The sequence below is a fragment of the Kribbella sp. NBC_01245 genome (genome assembly GCF_036226525.1).
In the GTDB taxonomy this organism is placed as follows: Bacteria; Actinomycetota; Actinomycetes; order Propionibacteriales; family Kribbellaceae; genus Kribbella.
Genome location: NZ_CP108487.1, coordinates 4,080,503 through 4,099,393 on the forward strand (window position 1 = coordinate 4,080,503; position 18,891 = coordinate 4,099,393).

General features: G+C 67.7%; 21 protein-coding genes. 8 read left to right on the forward strand and 13 right to left on the reverse strand.

Translation table 11 applies throughout. The features are described 5' to 3' along the window. Nucleotides 1-146 precede the first annotated feature (146 nt). On the forward strand, nucleotides 147-1,019 hold the full coding sequence (locus tag OG394_RS18090; RefSeq protein WP_328996558.1) for a phosphotransferase family protein: 873 nt from the start codon (nucleotides 147-149) through the stop codon (nucleotides 1,017-1,019). On the opposite strand, the gene OG394_RS18095 is transcribed toward OG394_RS18090, so the two are convergent. After that, nucleotides 1,016-3,085 (reverse strand): PQQ-dependent sugar dehydrogenase, encoded by a 2,070-nt coding sequence (locus OG394_RS18095; RefSeq protein ID WP_328996559.1) that lies wholly within the window; start codon nucleotides 3,083-3,085, stop codon nucleotides 1,016-1,018. The genes OG394_RS18090 and OG394_RS18095 overlap by 4 nt on opposite strands. Nucleotides 3,086-3,422: 337 nt before the next feature. Here OG394_RS18095 and OG394_RS18100 point away from each other — a divergent pair, with 337 nt between their 5' ends. Then, nucleotides 3,423-4,001: a hypothetical protein gene (locus tag OG394_RS18100; protein ID WP_328996560.1), complete on the forward strand. Its 579-nt coding sequence runs from the start codon at nucleotides 3,423-3,425 to the stop codon at nucleotides 3,999-4,001. Nucleotides 4,002-4,029: 28 nt separating this feature from the next. Here OG394_RS18100 and OG394_RS18105 read toward each other — a convergent pair whose 3' ends face one another. From OG394_RS18105 to OG394_RS18120, 4 genes are all read right to left on the reverse strand, one after another. Continuing rightward, nucleotides 4,030-4,266, reverse strand: a complete 237-nt coding sequence (locus OG394_RS18105; protein WP_328996561.1) for a hypothetical protein — start codon at nucleotides 4,264-4,266, stop codon at nucleotides 4,030-4,032. A gap of 68 nt (nucleotides 4,267-4,334) precedes the next feature. Next, nucleotides 4,335-5,228 carry a CAP domain-containing protein gene (locus OG394_RS18110; protein ID WP_328996562.1) on the reverse strand — a complete coding sequence of 298 codons (894 nt, stop codon included), beginning with the start codon at nucleotides 5,226-5,228 and terminating at the stop codon, nucleotides 4,335-4,337. A 259-nt stretch (nucleotides 5,229-5,487) separates the two neighbouring features. Beyond that, the gene (locus OG394_RS18115) at nucleotides 5,488-5,799 is read right to left on the reverse strand and encodes a hypothetical protein (protein WP_328996563.1); all 312 of its coding nucleotides are present in this window, start codon (nucleotides 5,797-5,799) and stop codon (nucleotides 5,488-5,490) included. Between the two features lie 135 nt (nucleotides 5,800-5,934). Beyond that, nucleotides 5,935-6,837: an FkbM family methyltransferase gene (locus OG394_RS18120; protein WP_328996564.1), complete on the reverse strand. Its 903-nt coding sequence runs from the start codon at nucleotides 6,835-6,837 to the stop codon at nucleotides 5,935-5,937. 41 nt (nucleotides 6,838-6,878) lie between these two features. Here OG394_RS18120 and OG394_RS18125 point away from each other — a divergent pair, with 41 nt between their 5' ends. Genes OG394_RS18125 through OG394_RS18135 form a run of 3 tightly spaced genes read left to right on the forward strand, consistent with a single transcriptional unit; the run spans nucleotide 6,879 to nucleotide 9,375 of the window. Beyond that, nucleotides 6,879-7,838 (forward strand): NAD-dependent epimerase/dehydratase family protein, encoded by a 960-nt coding sequence (locus OG394_RS18125; protein ID WP_328996565.1) that lies wholly within the window; start codon nucleotides 6,879-6,881, stop codon nucleotides 7,836-7,838. 42 nt (nucleotides 7,839-7,880) lie between these two features. Then, complete coding sequence (locus OG394_RS18130; RefSeq protein ID WP_328996566.1) at nucleotides 7,881-8,531, forward strand: TetR/AcrR family transcriptional regulator; 651 nt, start codon at nucleotides 7,881-7,883, stop codon at nucleotides 8,529-8,531. 28 nt (nucleotides 8,532-8,559) lie between these two features. Continuing rightward, nucleotides 8,560-9,375 (forward strand): maleylpyruvate isomerase family mycothiol-dependent enzyme, encoded by an 816-nt coding sequence (locus OG394_RS18135; protein ID WP_328996567.1) that lies wholly within the window; start codon nucleotides 8,560-8,562, stop codon nucleotides 9,373-9,375. A 22-nt stretch (nucleotides 9,376-9,397) separates the two neighbouring features. Here OG394_RS18135 and OG394_RS18140 read toward each other — a convergent pair whose 3' ends face one another. From OG394_RS18140 to OG394_RS18155, 4 genes are read right to left on the reverse strand one after another with little or no spacing between them, the layout of a single operon-like run. Further along, complete coding sequence (locus OG394_RS18140; RefSeq protein ID WP_328996568.1) at nucleotides 9,398-9,817, reverse strand: SRPBCC family protein; 420 nt, start codon at nucleotides 9,815-9,817, stop codon at nucleotides 9,398-9,400. Beyond that, a complete protein-coding gene (locus tag OG394_RS18145) occupies nucleotides 9,814-10,128 on the reverse strand; it encodes an ArsR/SmtB family transcription factor (protein ID WP_328996569.1) in 315 nt (104 codons plus the stop codon). The genes OG394_RS18140 and OG394_RS18145 overlap by 4 nt, the downstream gene beginning before the upstream one ends. A gap of 38 nt (nucleotides 10,129-10,166) precedes the next feature. Continuing rightward, nucleotides 10,167-10,742, reverse strand: a complete 576-nt coding sequence (locus OG394_RS18150) for a CGNR zinc finger domain-containing protein (protein WP_328996570.1) — start codon at nucleotides 10,740-10,742, stop codon at nucleotides 10,167-10,169. Beyond that, nucleotides 10,739-11,350 (reverse strand): pyridoxamine 5'-phosphate oxidase family protein, encoded by a 612-nt coding sequence (locus tag OG394_RS18155; RefSeq protein WP_328996571.1) that lies wholly within the window; start codon nucleotides 11,348-11,350, stop codon nucleotides 10,739-10,741. Before OG394_RS18155 ends, OG394_RS18150 begins: the two co-directional genes overlap by 4 nt. Before the next feature lie 154 nt (nucleotides 11,351-11,504). Here OG394_RS18155 and OG394_RS18160 point away from each other — a divergent pair, with 154 nt between their 5' ends. Next, the gene (locus OG394_RS18160; RefSeq protein ID WP_328996572.1) at nucleotides 11,505-12,752 is read left to right on the forward strand and encodes a DUF445 domain-containing protein; all 1,248 of its coding nucleotides are present in this window, start codon (nucleotides 11,505-11,507) and stop codon (nucleotides 12,750-12,752) included. A gap of 11 nt (nucleotides 12,753-12,763) precedes the next feature. Here the strand turns inward: OG394_RS18160 and OG394_RS18165 are convergent, their stop codons facing one another. Next, nucleotides 12,764-13,384 (reverse strand): antibiotic biosynthesis monooxygenase, encoded by a 621-nt coding sequence (locus tag OG394_RS18165; protein ID WP_328996573.1) that lies wholly within the window; start codon nucleotides 13,382-13,384, stop codon nucleotides 12,764-12,766. Nucleotides 13,385-13,530: 146 nt separating this feature from the next. Between OG394_RS18165 and OG394_RS18170 the strand changes: the two genes are divergently transcribed. Both OG394_RS18170 and OG394_RS18175 read left to right on the forward strand, forming a co-directional pair. Beyond that, nucleotides 13,531-14,469, forward strand: a complete 939-nt coding sequence (locus tag OG394_RS18170) for a phosphotransferase family protein (RefSeq protein ID WP_328996574.1) — start codon at nucleotides 13,531-13,533, stop codon at nucleotides 14,467-14,469. Then, nucleotides 14,462-14,986, forward strand: a complete 525-nt coding sequence (locus OG394_RS18175; protein WP_328996575.1) for a GNAT family N-acetyltransferase — start codon at nucleotides 14,462-14,464, stop codon at nucleotides 14,984-14,986. The genes OG394_RS18170 and OG394_RS18175 overlap by 8 nt, the downstream gene beginning before the upstream one ends. 9 nt (nucleotides 14,987-14,995) lie before the next feature. Here the strand turns inward: OG394_RS18175 and OG394_RS18180 are convergent, their stop codons facing one another. The 3 genes from OG394_RS18180 to OG394_RS18190 are packed head-to-tail and all read right to left on the reverse strand — an operon-like array spanning nucleotide 14,996 to nucleotide 18,858. Next, complete coding sequence (locus OG394_RS18180; protein WP_328996576.1) at nucleotides 14,996-16,774, reverse strand: helix-turn-helix domain-containing protein; 1,779 nt, start codon at nucleotides 16,772-16,774, stop codon at nucleotides 14,996-14,998. Nucleotides 16,775-16,784: 10 nt separating this feature from the next. Continuing rightward, the gene (locus OG394_RS18185) at nucleotides 16,785-18,107 is read right to left on the reverse strand and encodes an MFS transporter (RefSeq protein ID WP_328996577.1); all 1,323 of its coding nucleotides are present in this window, start codon (nucleotides 18,105-18,107) and stop codon (nucleotides 16,785-16,787) included. A gap of 16 nt (nucleotides 18,108-18,123) precedes the next feature. After that, nucleotides 18,124-18,858 carry an SDR family NAD(P)-dependent oxidoreductase gene (locus OG394_RS18190; RefSeq protein WP_328996578.1) on the reverse strand — a complete coding sequence of 245 codons (735 nt, stop codon included), beginning with the start codon at nucleotides 18,856-18,858 and terminating at the stop codon, nucleotides 18,124-18,126. Nucleotides 18,859-18,891 lie beyond the last annotated feature (33 nt).

Consider the following 18,891-nt stretch of genomic DNA (forward strand, 5'->3'; position numbering starts at 1 on the left):
GCGCGCGGTCGCCCCCTATTCCGAGGGTCGACCCTCGGAATAGGGGGTGGACTCGCGAAATTTGGCAGGTCGACTCCCCATTCCGCGGGTCGACCCTCGGAATAGGGACGGCAACTCGAGCCCGCGGGGGGCGTTAGGGTCGGGGGGTGATCGCGGATACCACACGGCAATGGATCGAGCTCGAGACCGGCGAGATGGTCAAGGACGTCGTACGGCTGACGGGCGGCTGGACGTCCGAGATGCGCCGGGTCGAGACCACCGAACGATCGTTGGTTTTGCGGTCGTTCGTGAGCGAGTTCTACCGGCGTCATGCGGAGGGCCTGCTCACGCGCGAGGCCGATATCCTCACGCTGCTTGGCCGTACGGCGATTCCCGCCGCCTCGCTGGTCGCCGTTGACGCAGTCGGCGCGAGCTGTGCGGATCCCTCGTTGCTGATGACGTTATTGCCCGGGCGGATCTGCCTGGATGATCCGGGTATCGCCGCGCAACTCGCCGCCCAGCTGGTCGCGATCCACCAGGTCGAGGTCGACGAGAGCACTCGGCCGCGGGTCTACCAGGCGTGGACGTCGCCCGAGCGCGTGCAACTCCCCGCCGACGCCGGGACGACGTGGACGGCCGCGGTGGACGTCATCCGCGCGGACCCTCCGTCGTACGACCCGGTCTTTTTGCATCGGGACTTCCATCCGGGCAACGTGTTGTTCGACGAGGGCCGGATCAGCGGCATCGTGGACTGGGTCGAGACGTCGTGGGGTCCGGCCGATCTCGATGTCGCGCACTGCTCGACCGCGCTCGCGTTGTTGCACGGGCCTTCCGTTGGTCTCGCGTTTCCCGCGGCGTACGTCGCGGCCGGCGGGGTGTTGGCCCGCGACAAGTACTGGTACTTCCTGGATGCCCTCGGGTTCGCGCCGGACGCGGAGAAGGTCGCCGTGCCCTGGCGGCAATGCGGGCGCGACGACCTCACTCCGGATTTACTCCGGCAGCACCTCGAGGCCTATCTCGAAGGCCTTCTAGAACGCTAGGCGGGGAACCTCAAGCGCACGATCACGTTGTCGATCGTGCTGGGCGTACCGCCGTTCTTGTCGTTGTTGGTAGATGTCAGCCAGAGCGCGCCATCCGGCGTTCGCGTGACGCTGCGCAGCCGGCCCCACCGCCCCGAGAACAACGCCTGCGGGGTGCCCACGCCCGTACCGGTCGAGTTGATCTGCGTGACCCACAACTGGGCACCGGTCACGCCGGCGATGTAGATCCAGTCGTTCACGATCTCCACGCCACTCGGGCCTGCCTGCGCGGTCGACCAGGTGCGCTTCGGCGCGATGTAGCCGCCGCAATCGCCGATGGTCCCCTCACAGGCGGGCCAACCGTAGTTGCCGCCCTTCTGGATCAGGTTGAGCTCGTCCTGGCTGTTGTCGCCGAACTCCGCCGCCCACAATTGACCGCGCGAATCCCAGGCGAGGCCTTGCGGGTTGCGGTGTCCGAGGCTGTACACGTAGCGCGCATTGCCGCCAGTGCTGAAGAACGGGTTGTCGCTCGGCGCCGTCCCATCCGGGTTGATGCGCAGGATCTTGCCGTTCAGCGAACCGCGGTTCTGCGCGTTGGCGCCGCTCTGGGCATCGCCGACTGCCGCGTACAGCTTGCCGTCCGGGCCGAAGCGGATCCGGCCGCCGTTGTGGTACCGGTTCTTGGCCAGACCGGTGAGCACCGGTTCGGACGTCGTACCGAGCTGCCCGTTCTCGTATCTCATCCGCACGATCCGGTTGTCGTTCGCGGCCGAGTGGTAGAAGTAAACCCAATGGTCATTGGCGAAATCGGGTGACAACGCCAATCCCAGCAGGCCGCCCTCGCCGGTCGTCGTGACCGCGCCCGGGACCTTGCCGAGCGTCGTCTTCTGTCCGGTCGAGCTGACCCGCAACACCTCGAAGCGATCCCGCTCGGTGACCAATGCCGAACCTGAGCCGTCCGGCAAGAAGGCGACACTCCAACCGAGATCGACGTTCGCGATGTTCCGCTCGTACTCGGGGATGCCGCCGCCGCCCGTGCTGCTGGTGCGAACCGTGACGGCATTGCTGGCCGCGGAGGCGTTGTTGTCGGGATCACGCGCCTTGACGGCGAAGGTGTACGACGTGTTGGGCGCGAGGTTGGTGATAGTCGCGGTCAGGGAGGACGTCGTCGAGACCTTGGTGGTGCCTTGGTAGACGTCGTACCCGGCGATGGTGCCGCTGTTGTCGGTCGAGGCGTTCCAGGCCAGCGAGACGCTGTTCGCGGTCACGCCGGTCGAGCGCAGACTGCCTGGCACGGTTGGCGGTTCGGTATCAGTGCTGGGTGGGGTGGTGAACGTGACCACGTTGCTCTGCTGCGAGGCGTTGCCCGCGGCATCGACGGCGCCAACCGAGATGTCGTAGCTGGTGTTCGGGGTGAGCGTGTCCACGGTGGCGGTCAGCGTGGTGCCGTCGACCACCTTGAGTAGGTTGCCACCGCGGTTGACCTCGTAGCGGGTCACGCCGACGTTGTCCGAAGCGGCCGACCAGGTGAAGGTCGCGGCGTTCGACTTGATATTGCTGACGACGAGATTGCCGGGTGGCGTTGGCGGCTGGGTGTCGGTGCTGGTCGGGTTGACCGTCAGCTTGTCCGCGTTCGGGCCGCCGTCGGCCGTGGTGGCGCGGGCGCGGATCTTGTTGGTCCCGGCGGCGAGCTGGAGTTTGACCGTCTTGGTCTGCCAGGTCGACCAGGCGCCGGTGCCGGGGAAGGTGATGCCGACGGCGCCGGCCACGCCGTTCACGGTGAAGTCGAGTGGGCGGGATGCCGTTGTCCCGTTGGCATATCGCAGGGTCACGTCGGCCGGGCCTGCCGTTGTCGCGGGCACGGTCCATTCGACGTAACTGCCGACAAGGTTGTTGTAGTTGACGAAACCACGACCGGAAAAGCCGGCGTGATTCGACTCGACCACGCCTTGTGAGATGGTCGCGTCCTCTGCCTCATAATCGGTCGCCGCGGCCTGACTGGGAGCCGCGAAAGGCCCCAGCCCTGCCGAGATGACCGCGATGGCGAAACCGCATGAAACGGCACGCCAAACTGCTCGTGGTGCCACAGCTGCCTCCTACTATTCCGGTGCGGGGAACCGCGAAGGTCGGGCAGGGGACTTCTTGGACCAGCGCGTTTAGTTAGGAAGTATTCCTAACGATTTCGAAGCATGGCGACATCCTTGGCACACTGTCAATGGTTGGGGAACCGCTTACCCTTGCGCTGAGCCTTGCAATCGACCTTGTGCTGGGCCTTGCGCTGACCGGATGGGCTGTGGGCGCCCGTCTGTTGCCGGTCATCCCGGATCGCCTTGTTTTGTTGGGAAATTCGGGCGCCGAAAACTGTCGGTGGCGCCGTCTAGGGTTGGTTTTGTGGCCGTGCTGGCCTGGATACGGGAGGGATCTATGCCGAATGACGAGGAAGCCCGACGACAACTTGACGACCTACGCGCGAGTGGTGCGGCCGATGCCCGCTCGCGATTGCTGATCGACTACTTCACGGCGGTGATCGACGAGGAACAGGCGACCGGTCTGATCGATGACTGGCAACTCCGGTCGACTGCGCTGCGAAAACAACGAGACGACCGATACGACGTTGCGCTCGCGGATGCGCAAGCGCATGCGGATACCGATAAAGGCGATTGGTCCTGGCGGCACGGCCTGCCCTGGCGGTGGCACAGGCGCCGATGGTTCGAGCGGGTCGAGGAACTCGTCCGCCCCCAACGCGACGTACTGCTTGCCGAGTGGCGCGCCGAATTCGGCCCCGAGCTCCAACGCCTGGAGAACCTGACCACCGAAACCAGGCATCGCCGGTACGACGCTGTGCGCCGAAAACGCGTGGCGCTTCGCGACCTGGCCGCCCTCGGCCTAACTCCCCCGTCGATCGCCGACCTAACCGGCCCCGACGAGAACGACACCACCCGGCGATTCAGCGATGGCGTCGACGCGGCCCGCAGCTCCGACGTGGCGCGCAGCGGCGACTAGCGCCTGGCGTTGGGCGTAAGCCCTTGCGTTAGGTCGTCAGGGCGTTCTGCTGGTCGGTCATGCGGGTGCGGCGTTCGGGCAGCAGGCAGCGGAACTGCTGGTCGAGCACGGCGCCGGCCATGACCTGGTCGACGTTGAGGAGTTCGGCGATCTTTGCCAGCGCGTCATCCTCCGAGGCCGCGTCGAAGACGATGTCGACGATCTCGTGGCGACGGTCAATGGCGGCGAGGATCGTCTGGAGGATCACGCTCTGCGAGTGGGCCATTGGGTGACCTTAAATGGCCCACCCGCATCGCGGATAGCTACTTGCGACGAACACCGGCTACATCGTTGTCAGCCGCCGAAGTTCTGGACCCAGTGATTGGAGTGATGCCCGACACCGAGGAGCTTGTAGGTGCAGTTCTCGATGTTCGCGCGGTGGCCTTCGCTGTTCATCCACGCCTCGACTACGGCGGCGGCGGTGGTCTGACCGGCGGCGATGTTCTCTGCCATGGCACCACCTGAGTAACCAGCCTGCTTCATGCGGTCCCACGGGCTCCGGCCATCGGCGCTCGTGTGGCTGAAGTAGTTCTTGGCGACCATGTCCCTCGCGTGCCCCTCGGCCGCGCGGAACAAGGCGGTGTTCATCCGTAGTGGTCCACAGCCGGCTTTGGCGCGCTCCCTGTTGGTCAGCGTCAGGACCTGTTGCTCCTTGGTCCCCGGAGCCGCGGGCGGCACAGTCGGCTTCGGCGTGGTCGGCCGCGGCGTCGGCTTGGTGGTCGGCGGCGTCGTCGGCCGGGTCGTCGGGCGCGACGTGGGCGGACGGGTGGCGGGCCGGGTGGACGGCGTACGCGTCGGCTTGGGCGTGGTCGCCCGTGCCTTGGTCGGCGTCGGACGCGGCGTGGGCGTCGCCTTGGTCGGCGTCATCGTCGGCGTACCCGTCGAGTCGTCGCCCGGCGCCGTCGGGTCAGAGCCGCCCGCGTTGTCCGGATCAGTGGTCGGGGCGTCGGTCGATACCACCAGCGGGCTGTCCTGGCTCGACGGCGAGGTGTCGTTGCGGCTTGCGATCCAAGTGATTCCCGCGAGTACGGCGACGGTGGCGCCGATCCCGACAATCGGCGCCAGCCAACGACGACGCGGTCCGGACGGATCAGACGGATCAGACGGGCCGGAGGCGAAAGGGCTATGGCCGGACGAGGGAGGAGTGAACGGGTGCGGGTCGGACGGACGATTGGGCGGGTTCGTCATGTGTCAGCAAATCCCTTATGTGTCTTGACAAATCGAGCCCCGTGATGCCGTGGCAGCACCACGGCACGCCCGGACCGTAGCGGATTCGCTCACCCAGCGGGAACAGCCCGTCGCCGATTCCGCCAGCCTTGACGAACCTTTGACGTACGGCACCAGAACGAGCGCCGGCACGAGCGTCGGTCACTGCGCGTTGATGGCGGCCTTGCGACGGCGGAAGGCCCCTCTCCGCCCCCGTACTGCGGAGAGGGGCCGCTGGGCTTCAGTCCCGAGCGTTGAAGCCGCCCCAGCGAACGCCGTACGGCCAAGGGCAACTCACGTGGGATGCGCCTTGGTTGACGTTCACCCAGTTCCCGTAGGCGGTCGTCCACCACCCGAACCACTCACACCCGGCCACGGCCCGCACGCTGCCCGAACCCCCGGCACACCAGGCGGACACCGTCCCGAGGCTGCTGATCCCGTAGTGGCAGTTCGACGGATAAGCCGCCGCGGGCTGCGTACCCACCACGACCCCGCCCATCAACCCCGCGCTCACCATCAAACCCGCCGCCAACCGCCGTGTTCCTTTGCTCATCGCGCACTCCCTCGATCCGGTATGGCGACCTCCCGCCGCCGTGATCCAGGTTGCGCCCGCACCCACCGGCCGGCCCGGGCTCTTGCGCACGTGCGCCATCAACGCACAAACCGTTGCGACACCCCTTCGCCCGTGCTAGCGCCGGAAGAGAGCGTTGTGGTCCAAGACCTGGCCGGTCGGGTGGTATCCGAGAGCGGCCAGGAGATCGTGGAGTTCACGGCGACCTTCCGCGCGTTTGTCTTCGACCGGTACGACGCGAGGCTTCAACCGGGTAAGGGTTCGGCGGCCACCGGAGAGCGCTGCGTGCTCGGCGCCTTCGACGTCCAGCTTGACGACGTCGAGTCTGTCGAGACCATGTTCGGCCGCCCAGTCGTCGAGGCGCACCACCGGCACCTGCTGAACGATCTCGCCGTCGCCCGACAACGAACGCACCCCCGCATCGGCAACGTCGTACCGGCTGTCGGCGCGAAGGTCCGCGACCTCGGCGCGATCCCCCAGCGCAACCGGCACCACCTCGAGTACATCGCTGCCCGCGAGCCCGTTGGCGGCAGCCGTGGCGACCAACTTGCGCACGCAGTCGTCGGCCGGCTCGAACGCGATCACCCGGCCGCCGCCCAGCCCGCGCAAGCGCCGTACCGCCGTCAGCGTGTGCAGCCCGATGTTGGCGCCGACGTCCATCACGACATCACCAGCACGGAGTTCGCGGTGCAGGAAATCGCGCATCGCGGGTTCGTATCGCCCGGCGTAATAGAGGATCGCCTGCAAGTTGTCGCGCAAATCCAGCGCCAGACGCAACCCCTCACGTCGTACGTCCACGCAGGCAGCCCACTCCGGCGGGATCTTCACCAGCCCCGGATTGCGGCCCGCCAGGCGAGGCGAGATCCGGGTGGCCACGCGACTCACGCCGGCACCGCTCAAGCCTTCGAGCCGACCGACAGCCTGCGCGGTGATGCGGGCGGCACCCCGACCGGCGACCCGCGCCGCCGCATGCGGTAACAGCCAGGCCGCTCGGCGGAAAGATCCATCGCGAAGTTCCATTTGACCTCGGTACCCAAAGCGCCAATGCATATGGTCGAGGCATGCGAGTTCTCGTTATCGGAGGCACAGGGCATATCGGCACGTTCCTGGTACCGCAGCTGGTCGCGGCCGGGCACGACGTGATCGTGGTGAGTCGAGGCGCTCGCCGGCCATATCGTCCGAGCGAGAGTTGGCAGCACGTCCGGATCGTGGAGCTGGATCGGAAGGACGAGGAGGCGCGCGGGACGTTCGGCGCGCAGATGGCCGCGCTCGAGGCCGAGGCGGTCATCGATCTCATCTGCTTCACCGAGGAAAGCGCCGCGCAGTTGGGGGAAGCGCTGTGCGGGCGAGTACGGCATCTCCTGCATTGCGGCACGATCTGGGTGCACGGGCCGAGCACGCTGGTGCCGACCACGGAGGACTCGCCGCGGCGTCCGATCGGCTCGTACGGCGTTGCCAAGGCGGCGATCGAGGCGTCCCTCTTGAGCCAAAGCGGGCTGCCCGCGACGGTGATCCATCCCGGCCACATCACCGGACCGGGCTGGGCGCCGATCAACCCGGCCGGGCATCTCGGCGTCGAGGTCTTCCAGCGGCTCGCCGACGGCCAGAAACTGGCGCTGCCGCATCTCGGGATGGAGACCCTGCACCACGTCCACGCGGCCGACGTCGCCGGGGTCTTCCTCGCCGCGCTCGCGAACCCTTCAGCGTCCGTGGGCGAGAGCTTCCATGCGGTAGCGCCTGCCGCGATGACCATGCGGGGCTATGCGGAAAAGGTGGCGGACTGGTTCGGCCGGGAGGCGGACCTGGAGTTCCTGCCGTGGGACGCGTGGGCCAAGACCGTCGACGCCGACTCCGCGGACATCACGTGGAGCCATCTGACCCACAGCCCGAACTGCTCGATGGCCAAGGCCGACCGACTACTCGGCTTCCGGCCGTCGTACTCCGCTCTCGACGCGGTCGCCGACGCCGTCAGCGCCTTGATCGAGTCCGGTCAACTCACTGCGGAGCCGATTCATCCCTAAGAGCCATTGACACACCTAACGCCATTAGGTTTCTCTATAGGCGTGAAGAACGTAGGGCCGTCAGAGCTGGATCGGCGCAGCCGTCGACGTCGCGACACGATCGAGGAGATCCTCGACGTTTCGCTGGAGTTGATGGCGGCGGAGGGCGTCGCGGCCTTGAGCCTGTCCGCCGTCGCCCGGCGGGTGGGCATGCGGCCGCCGTCGCTGTACCAGTACTTCGACTCGAAGATGGCGATCTACGACGCGCTCTTCCAGCGCGGCTCGCAGGCCGTTCGCGACACGTATCGAGCCGCCCAGGCAGAGCGCCCCGAGGCGAATCCACTGGAATCGCTGAGGATCGGCACCGAGTCGTTCACGCGCTGGTGTATCGCGAATCCGATCTATTGCCAGTTGTTGTTCTGGCGGACCGTGCCCGGCTTCGAGCCGTCGCCCGAGGCGTATGCACCTGCCGTCGAGAGTGTTGAGGACCTCCGCACTGGGCTGCAGTTGGCCGTCGACGCCGGCCTGTTGAGCCCGGCCGCCGCGACCGATGAGGGGGTCGCGCTGCATTCGGCACTGGTTGCGGGACTGCTGTCCCAGCAACTCGCCAACGAACCGGATGCCTCGTTCGAGGACGGGCGCTTCACACGCTTGCTGCCGGCCGTCCTGGAGCTGTTCGTCACCAAGTACCAACCTTCCAGGGGGAAGAAATGAGCATCACTGCCACGATCGAGCTACCGCAATGACCAGCGCGGAGACCGTCCGCTTGGCGCGCGAGGTTCCGCGGGCGACCAAGGAAGACGCCTTCGCCCACCGAGCCGCCGAGGTCAAGGCATGGCTGGAACTGCTCGGCTCACTCGACGAGACCGAGTGGCACCGGCCGACGGTCTGCACCGAGTGGGACGTCGCCGATATCGCCGGCCACCTGTGCGGCCAGGCCGAGGATGCGACCAGACTCTGGCTGAACCCGATCCGGGACGCACGCGCCAAACGCCGCTATCCGGATGTGCCGCCGCTCGACCGCCACATGCTGATCCAGGCCGACGGACATCGCGGTACGCCGCCCGCCGAACTGATCGCCACCTTCGAACGCCTTTGGAACAAGGCGAATCGCGTCGTCCGAAGGCGACCCGCCCTGATCCGCAATCTCAAGGTGCCAGTCGACGGCCTCAACCTCCCCGCCTTCCGGAAGCTGCCCCTCGGGTTACTCCTCGACGTCCTGCTCGCCCGCGATCTCTGGATGCACCGGGACGACGTCTGCCAGGCCATCGGCCGGCCGTTCGACCCAGGACCGTACGGCCAGGACCTGGTCGCGCAAGTCCTGCTCGACCTCGAGTTCGGTCGCGTCTGGACGGGACCCGCGGTGGGGCTGGAGCTGACCGGCCCGGCGGGTGGCAGCTGGCAGCTCGGCGAAGGCACGCCCGTCGGCACCGTACGGCTCGACGCCGTCGCCTACATGCGCACCATTTCGGGCCGCGACGACGACCCGGCGATCGAGCTCCTCGACGGCGACCCGGCCGCAGTTAAGGCTGTTGCCGCGGTGCGAATGCCGTTCTGACCTTCAGAATCCGTTCTGACCTTCAGAAAATGGACGGGAGGCGCTGGAGGTTGCCTTCCCAGCCCTGCAGGTGGTTCGCGACGTCCTCGGCGTTCTCGAGGCCGGTGTGGTCGAGCACCATTCGCGTACCGCCATCGACCTCGGTGAGCTCCACCCGGACCTGCGATGCCTCGGACTCCGTGCCGTCCCAGCGCCAGGTGAACGCGATCAGCCTGGGCTCGTCGAGCTCGGTATAGGTGCCGCGGACGACGTGCGGACCCATCTTCACGACGTACGCCCCGCCGACTCGGAGGTCGGTCTCAACGGTGAGCTCCCACGCCGGGTTCGGGCAGTACCAGCGGGTGAGCAACTCCGGCCGGGTCCACGCGTCGTACACCTGCTGAATGGTTGCCTTGAGCACCCGATCGACGTGGATCGCGGTGGCGGTGGTGTCAACGGTCATGACTTCTCCTCGGAGAGCAATTGCTCCAGGCGATCGATGCTGGAGTTCCAGTAGGACGTGAGATCCGCCAACCACGTCTGCACCTCGGCAAGCGCCTGCGGCTGGAGCGAACAGACCACGGTTCGGCCGACCTTCCGCCGTACGACCAGGCCGGCGTCGGCCAGCACCCCGACGTGCTTGGTCATGGCAGGCGCGCTGATCGCATGCGGCGCGGACAGCTCGCCCATGGTGGCCTCGCCCTGGCTGAGCCGGGCCACGATCGACTGCCGGGTCGGATCAGCCAGCGCGGCGAACGTCGCCACCAGAGTCATACCTCAATACTTCACCATTTGGTGAAGTATTAGTCAAGTCAGGCTTTGGTGCGTTGGTAATGGCGGGCGACGCGGGCTCTGTTGCCGCAACCGGCCGAGCACCATTCGCGACGCGGGTGATCCTTGAGGAAGAACAGGACGCAGCCGGGAGCGTGGCAGGCGCGCAGATCGGCCAGCGCTGGACCGGCGAACAGGTCGACGGCGAGCTCGGCGATGTCGGCCAGGGCCGCGGTGATGGGGCGCGCGTCGTTGCGCGCCTCGGCCGAGGGAGCGTCGGCCCACCGCAATTCCCGCCAGGACGGAGCCGTACGAACGCAGCCGTTGAGCGCATCAAGGGCCGGCTGCGGCGGCGCGGTACGGTCCACGGCCGCCCCAGCCAGCGCTCGGATGGCGTCGCGGAGCTCCCGCGCCGTCGCCAGGTCCTGCTGGTTGACGTCACGCAGGTCGGCATCGGACGGCGGGAGCGGCAGCCGCGAGCGCACCTGCTCCAGCCAGAAGGCGAGCTGCTCGGTCGTTTCCAGCCCATCCTGGAGGTGACCGCGGACGGCGTACGTGGCGTTGGCCAGCTCGATCGGCAGCGGTTCGCCCATCACGGGACCAGTCGTCACGGTCACGGCCGGGCCTCTCGCAGTTCGGCGTTCTGGCGTTCGAGCTCGGCGATCCGCTGGCGCAGCGAATCCAGCGCCTCATGGACGGCGTCGGCCGGGAACAGCTGCGGGATGTGCTGCCGGCAGTTCCAGTCGAAGCCTTCGACGTCGATGACGATCGCTCGTTCCACCTTCGCAGGGTAGCCCTCGACGGACAGCCTTCCGATCAACTCGGGGTCGTCCTCGATGGCCCGGGCCCTGCCGAGGATCTTCAGGCGGGTCCGGTTCGCGTAGTCCATCAGGAACAGCGAAACCCGGTCGTCGTGGTCGAGGTTGCCGCGAGTGATGTACTGGCGGTTGCCCCGTAAGTCGGCGAATCCGATCGTGTTCTCGTCGAGAACCTTGAGGAAGCCCGGCGGGCCGCCGCGGTGCTGGATGTACGGCCAGCCGGTCTCGCCGACGGTCGCGAGGTAGAAGCTGTCGCGTTCGCCGATGAACAGCGCTTCGTCGGGACCGAGCCGATCGGCTTCCCCAGGCCCCTCGATCATCCCGCGATAGGCGCGGTCGCTGCCGTGCTGACGCTGATGCCGCTGGACGCCGGGCGTGAACGCAAGCTGCGCGAACCGCTTGCTCATGGTCTCCGCCTTTCGTGAACCTACCAGAAATTCTAATGCTTGCGAGAGTCGACAACCATTAGCTAACTGAGAAGATTCCCGCGGCAAAGGTCTCTTTCTCGCTCGCCGACGCGCGCAGCGGCTCGGCGTTGGGACGTGTTGGTTAGATCAAGGCATGGCAACGGTTGTTCTGAGTACGGCGGACCTGGTGCGCAGGCGCGGGTTGCGTCAGATGCGCGGGGTCGCGCTCGCGCTACTCGTGCTGGCCGCGATCGTGTATCTGCTGACGCTGCACGACGAGGGCGGCTGGGGATACGTGAACGCCGCCGCCGAGGCCGCGATGGTCGGTGCGCTGGCCGACTGGTTCGCGGTGACCGCGCTGTTCCGCCGCCCGCTCGGTCTGCCGATCCCGCACACCGCCATCGTGCCGACGCGGAAAGACGCGCTGGCCGAGAGCCTCGAGCAGTTCGTCACGGAGAACTTCCTCTCCGAGGCTGTCGTCGCGGAGAAGATGCACTCGGCCGAGGTCTCCAAGCGCGTGGGCGAATGGCTGGTCGCCGGCAATCACGCCGAGCGCATCGTCGCCGAGGGCGCGCGCACGGTCGGCGCGGCGCTACCGAAACTCGGTGATGCCGAGGTCACCGCGTTCATCCAGGACTCGCTACTGCCGAGGTTCGCCGACGAGCCGCTCAGCCCGATCGCGGGCCATCTGCTCCAGTCGGTCGTCGAGGACGGCGCCCATCACGCGCTGTTCGACCTGATCATGGTCGAGGCGTACGAGTGGCTCGAGGACAACCGCGAGATCCTCACCGAGGTGGTCGGGCCGCGGGCGCCGCGCTGGTCACCGCGTTGGGTCGACTCGATCGTGATCGACCGGATCCACCGCGAGGCGCTGGCCTGGCTGCGCGACGTCCGGGACAAGCCGGAGCATCCCGCCCGCCGGGCCATCGACCGCCTGCTCAGCCAGCTCGCCGAAGATCTGCAGACCGACGCCGAGATGATGCAGCGGTTCGAGACGTTCAAACGGCGCATGCTTACCCATCCCGATCTCGCCGCGAACCTGACCGCCGTCTGGGACGCCTTCCGTACGGCGCTGATCGAGGCCATCGCCGATCCGGCCGGGCCGTTGCGGGACCGCGCAGTCCAGGAGATCAAGGCCCTCGGCGAACGGCTCCAGTCCGACGACGAATTGCGCGCCAAAGTCGACCTCCGCGCCGCCGAGGTGGTCGGTTATGTCATTCGCACGTACGGCGCGGAGATCGTCTCGGTCATCTCGGACACCATCGAGCGCTGGGACGGCCGGGAGGCCGCGGACCGGATCGAGTTGCACGTCGGCCGCGACCTCCAGTTCATCCGCATCAACGGCACGGTGGTCGGCGGTCTAGCCGGCCTGGCCATCCACGCCGTCTCCCAACTGCTCTGAGCCGGCGTCGCTCAGATGAGTTCGGGCACTCGCAGGTGGGCCAGCACCAGCTCGAACTCGGCGACGTCGAGCACTTCGGCGCCGGCCTCCTGGCTCGACTTCGACCGGAGCTCAGCGGCGGCTTCGCGGTTGCGGTGCATCGCCTCCTGGCTGTCGAACGTCACCGACGAGACCCCACGCCCGGTAACGCGATCGACGAACAGGCTTGCGCTGCAGAAGCCCTCGAGGTCCTCCATGGCCGGCAGGACCCTCATCTTGTAGGCGTCGATGCCACGGTCGACGTCATCAGGCGCCACTTCCGTCCAGGTGGCCCGGACACAGGCTCCGTCGGCGGCCCGGTGATCGCGGTGCAGGACGGCGATCTCCCACTCCTCGACCTGCGGACTGCCACCCAACATCTCCCCGATCCGCTCGCGAATCGGCGTTACCTGTCCGCCAGACGCACGCATGGCGTCCTCCGACTCCCAGGCGCTGGTCGTGATGCAGAGGCCGGACCGCCGGTCGACCAGCATCGAGAGCCCAATACATCCCGCCATGTCCTGGAGCATCGGCATCACCTCGTCGCGCACCTGCGCGATCCCGGCGTCGATCGCCTCGGGCCTGGCCATGATCGTGGTGGAACGCGCGTACACGATCCACCCCCTTCGGTGTCGTGGTGGCGTCCCGGTGGCGCCACCGGTCCCTTCCCACACTGCTCCTTCACCCCCAGCCTGGCAATGCCCGGCCCCGCCTCGGCAATTCCGGTGCGTCGATGAACTCCGGGTCCTAGAGTGCGTGGGTGAAGCTTTCACATCTCGGTGTGCCGATCGGGCCGATGATCCGCGTCCACGGCGGGTTCGCCAACCGGACGTACCGGCTAGACACCGACCAAGGGTCGTTCGCGGTGAAGGAGTTGAACCTCGTCGACCGCCGGACCTACCACGTCGAGGACGTGTTCAGGTTCGAGCGGGCGGCCTTCGCCGCGGGCATTCCGATGCCAGAGCCGATCTCGGCCGGCCAGCACACGCTCGTCCACCGGTGGGTCGAGGGAAAGAAGATGCCCGAAGCACCAGTGTCGGCGGCGTACGCGTTCGAGATCGGTGAGATCCTCGCGCGCATCCACGCGCTCGACGTCGAGTGGACCCACGTGCCGATCGAGGACCCGGCGGCACGGGACTGGCCCGAGCTCGCCGAGCGGGCGGCGGCGACCGGACAGCCGTGGGCCGACGAACTCGCCTCCCATGTCGAGACGCTCCTCGCGATTGCCCACTTCGTCGACACCTGCGAACGGGCAGGCCCCGTTGTCCTGACCCACAAGGACATCCAACCGTGGAACCTGCTCGCTCGAGACGGTCGGCCAGTAGTGCTCGACTGGGAGCTCTCGGGGATGCTCGACGTGGCCGGCGAGCTCGGCTCGACCGCGCTGAGCCTCGCGAAGGGACGTGGCTTCGACAACATCGAGCCCGCCATCTTCCGCTCGGTCCTCGATGGCTACGTTGCCGGGGGCGGAGTGCTGCCGCCGTCGGGTCCAAGCTGGTTCGTGTTCATGATCGGCGGCTGGCTGGGGCACACAAGGAGGAACATCCTCCGTTGCCTGGCCGGTGTCGAGGCGAGCACCGGCCCTGACCTCGCGCTGTCGCACGAGTCCGTGCGCAACGGCGTGCGCGGCCTACCCGACATGTTCGGCCGACTTCCAGAGCTCGAAACGCTGCTCCGCGCCGGAGAAGCTGATGCCTGAGTTGATACTGCCGACCGTTGACCTGCACGCCTCGTGGTTGGAGGCGCGGGACGACTGGGGCCACGACGCGCATCAGGATGGTTCGGGGATCCACCTGGGCCAGAACCTCGACACGGCGGAGGGCTTTGCGGCCTGGGTCGAGGAGCTACGGCGGCGGTCGGACCACACGACCCCGCTGGCGGACGGGTTCGTGCACGCGAACCACTGGTGGATCGTTGAGAACGGCGACTACCTCGGCGCGATCTCGTTGCGGCACGAGCTCAACGACTTCCTGCTCAATGCCGGCGGCCACATCGGGTACGGCGTACGGCCGTCCGCCCGTGGCCGTGGTGTCGCCACCTGGGCCTTGTCGGCCGTCCTCGACGAGGCTCGCCAACTCGGGCTGAAGCGGGTCCTGGTCACTTGTGACGACACCAACGTCGCGTCGGCGCGCACGATCGAGCGCGCCGGCGGCGAACTCGAAGACACCCGCAATACCGAACTCGGTTACACCCGCCGCTACTGGATCAACCTCTAGCCGGTCGGCTCAGAGGGTGGCGCGGAGGCGGAGCGCCACTTGGAGGTCTAGGGCGCGATCCGGGTGTTGCCAGCCGTCGCCGAGGAGGGCGGTGATGCGGTCGAGGCGTTGCTGGACCGTGTTCGGGTGGAGATGCAGTACGGCAGCCGCGCGGGTGGGGCTCTGGCTTGCGGCGAAGTAGGCGCTCAACGTGGCCACGAGTTCCGTCCCACGGCGTGCGTCATAGTCGACCAGCGGACCGAGGACGTGGGCCACGTGTGCGGCGACGTCGACCGTCTCGGCGCCGACCAGTCCCGCGAGGCCGAGGTCGTCGGGCGCTGCCGCCCGGGCCGTACGACCGAGGCGCGTCATCGTGCCCACCAACCGCGCGGCCTGCCGATGCGCGGCCACCAGTCCTTCGCCCAAGGCCGCTGGTCCGGTCACACCGATCGTCATTCCGGTACGACGCGCCGGCTCGGCCAGTTCGGCGGCACCCGTCACGGCCGAAGGCAAATCGAGGACCAGCACCAGGTCGCCGTCGTACCGCCCGGACAGCACCACCCGGTCGTCCAATGCGGCGGGCAGCCGCGAATCCGCGCCGCCGCGGCAGACCGCCACCACCATGCGGTCCGGGATGTCGTGGCCGAGTAGGCGGGCGCGATCGGCCACCGCGGCGGGGTCCGCCGTACCGCTCAAGGCATCAGCGAGTACGTCGGCCTGGGCGTGGCGGGATTGCTCGGCGGCCTGGCGGCGGAAGAGGAGTACCAACGCGGTGACGACGGCGGCCCGTTCGACGATGCGGCGATCGGCTGGTGGGAGATCGTCGACGCCACCGATCACCAACGCACCAAGGGGTTCTCCCTTGGCGGTCGCCGTGATCGCCCAATGGTCGCCGAACCGGGTCAGTCGTCCGTTGGTGAGCGCCGGCAACCGGCTGAGGTCCAGCTGGTCCGGCACCCCGGCGTTGGCCAATTCATTGCCGTGGGCATCTACCAGGACGACCCAGACGTCCAGGAGTTCGGCGAGGGCGGCGGCGATGGCGTCCACATCTCCACCGGACAAGACGATTTCGGCGAATCGGTCGTGCGCGGCGGCGGCATGTTCGACACCCGCGTGGGCCACGGAAAGCTGCGTCAACGCGTCGGCCGTCTCGGTGGCTGCGCGAACCTGCACGAGTGTCACCGCTGCCAGCGCGGCAAGCGACTGGAGCAGCGAGACCTCATCGCGGCTGAACGGCCGCCTGGTCCGGTTGGACGCGAAAAGCACACCCACAAAGGAACTGTCGACGATCAACGGCGTACCGCAAATGGCCACCAGCCCTTCCTCGCCCACCGCGTTGTCGATGGTCGAGGTATGCCGGAAGCGCCGGTCGCCCGGGTAATCCGCCGTCCAGTACGGCTTGTACGTCTCGGCCACCAACCCACCGAGACCGGAGCCGAGCGGAAGGCGCAACTGCTGGAATGCCGCCGACACCGAGCCGTCGGTCGCGCGCATGAAGGTGTCGCCGCGATCCGGGTCGTACAGGGTGAGGTAGGCGACGTCCGTGCCCACCAGCGTCCGGGCCCGGTGCACGATCGTGTCGAGCACCCGGCCCGGGTCGCGGGACGACGCCAGCTCCCGGGCGACGTCCACCAGCGCCGACAACTCGGCCGCGCGGCGCTTGCTGGCGTCCATCCCGGAACGGATCCGGAGGGCCAGGTCCCGCGCGGCCGGGTCCTCGACGGCGATGCGATCGGCGGCGGCAGCCAGTTCCGCCGCCGGCGCATCGTCGGCCAGCAACCTCAGCAGGGTCAGCGCCACCTCGTCCACACCCGCGAGGCTATCCCTTGTCGACGGTGGCAAGGTCCCGCTGCCGCGTCTCGCCGTACGACGTGACCGCGATGACCGACACCACCGCGCAGATCGCGACGTACACGGCAATGGCGAAGCCGGAGTCGTACGCCTTCAGCAGCGCGACCGCGATGAACGGTGCCAGGCCGCCGGCGATGATCGACGCGAGCTGGTAGCCGACCGACACGCCCGAGTACCGCACTCGCGTGCCGAAGAGCTCGGTGAAGAACGACGCCTGCGGTCCGTACATGGCTCCGTGCAACACCAGGCCGACCGCGACCGCCAGCACCGCCAGGCCGAAGTTCTTCGTGTCGACCAGGAGGAAGAACACGAACGCCCAGATGCCGACGCCAACCGCTCCTATCAGGTAGACGGGCTTACGGCCGATCCTGTCCGACAGAGCTCCCCAGAGTGGGATGGCGCAGAAGTGGATGGCTGCACCGATCAGTACGGCGTTCAGCGCGAACGACTTGCCCAGACCGAGGTGTTCCTTCGCGTACGTCGCGATGACGATCGTGAAGATGTAGTAGCTGACGTTCTCGGCCATGCGCGCGCCCATTGCCGTCAGCACCTCGCGCGGGTACTTGGTGATGACCTCGATGAACGGCAGACGTTCGGATTTGGATGGCTCAGCCTTGTCGCGAGCCGCCTTGAACAAGGGCGATTCCTCGACGCGCAAGCGGACCCAGAGCCCGATCAAGACGAGGACAGCAGACAGCAGGAACGGAATTCGCCAGCCCCACGAGTCGAACGCCTCTTCACTCTGGAACGCCGCGAGCGCTGCCAGCACGCCGTTCGCGATCAACTGGCCGGCCGGTGCGCCCGCCTGCGGCCAGGACGCCCAGTAGCCGCGCCGCTTGGGATCACCGTGTTCCGACACGATCAGCACGGCGCCACCCCACTCGCCGCCGAGGGCGAAACCCTGGATGAGCCGCAAGACGGTCAGCAGGATCGGCGCGAGCGCTCCGACCTGCGCGTACGTCGGCAGCAGGCCGATCGCGAACGTCGCGACGCCCATCATCAGCAGCGACAGCACCAGCAGGTTCTTGCGGCCGAGGCGGTCGCCGAAGTGGCCGAACACCACGCCGCCGAATGGCCGCGCGAAGAACCCGACGGCGAACGTGGCGAAGCTCAGCAGCGTGCCGGTGAGCTCCTCCCCCTTCGGGAAGAAGAGATCGCCGAACACCACGCTCGCGGCGACGCCGTACAGGAAGAAGTCGTACCACTCCACGGTGGTGCCGACCAGGCTCGCGCCTACCACGCGGCCGATCGGGGTCTTGGTCCGCTCCGGACTCGTCGACGACAGGGACATCGCTACTCCTTGGTTGTTAGTGGGCGGTCCAGCCGCCGTCGAGTACGAGTGAGGTCCCCGTGAGTGAGTTCGACGCGGGTCCGCAGAGCATGGCGACCAGCTCCGCGACCTCGGCGGGTTCGATCAGCCGCTTGACCGCGAGCGGCGCCAGCAGCACCTTTTCGAGCACCTCGGCCTCGGTCAGACCGTGGCTCGCGGCTTGGTCGGCCAGTTGTGCGGTCACCAGAGGGGTACGGACGTACGCCGGGTTGACGCAGTTGCTGGTCACGCCGTGCGGAGCGCCTTCGAGGGCTACCACCTTGCTCAGGCCCTCCAACCCGTGCTTCGCCGCGACGTACGCCGCCTTGAACGGGCTGGCGCGCAACCCGTGCACGGACGAGATATTGACGACCCGCCCCCAGCCTCTGCCGTACATGTGGGGCAGGGTCTGCCGGATCAGGCGGAACGGGGACTCGAGCATCAGGCGCAAGATGTACCCGAACCGCTCCGGCGGGAACTGCTCAACCGGCGCTACCTGTTGAACGCCAGCGTTATTCACCAGTACGTCAACATCCGTCGGCAGCGCAGCCAGTCCCTCCAGATCGCTCAAGTCCGCCGTGACGGTCTCGACCCGTACGTCGGCCGCAAGCGCCGCCAGCCGTTCCGAATCCGCGTCGACGGCGATCACGTCCATGCCCTCGGCCACCAATCGCCGAACACAGGCAGCGCCGATCCCGGACCCGGCCCCCGTCACCAACGCTCGTCGTTCCATGCCGGAGAACTTAGAAGCCTTCGCGGCCCCTCA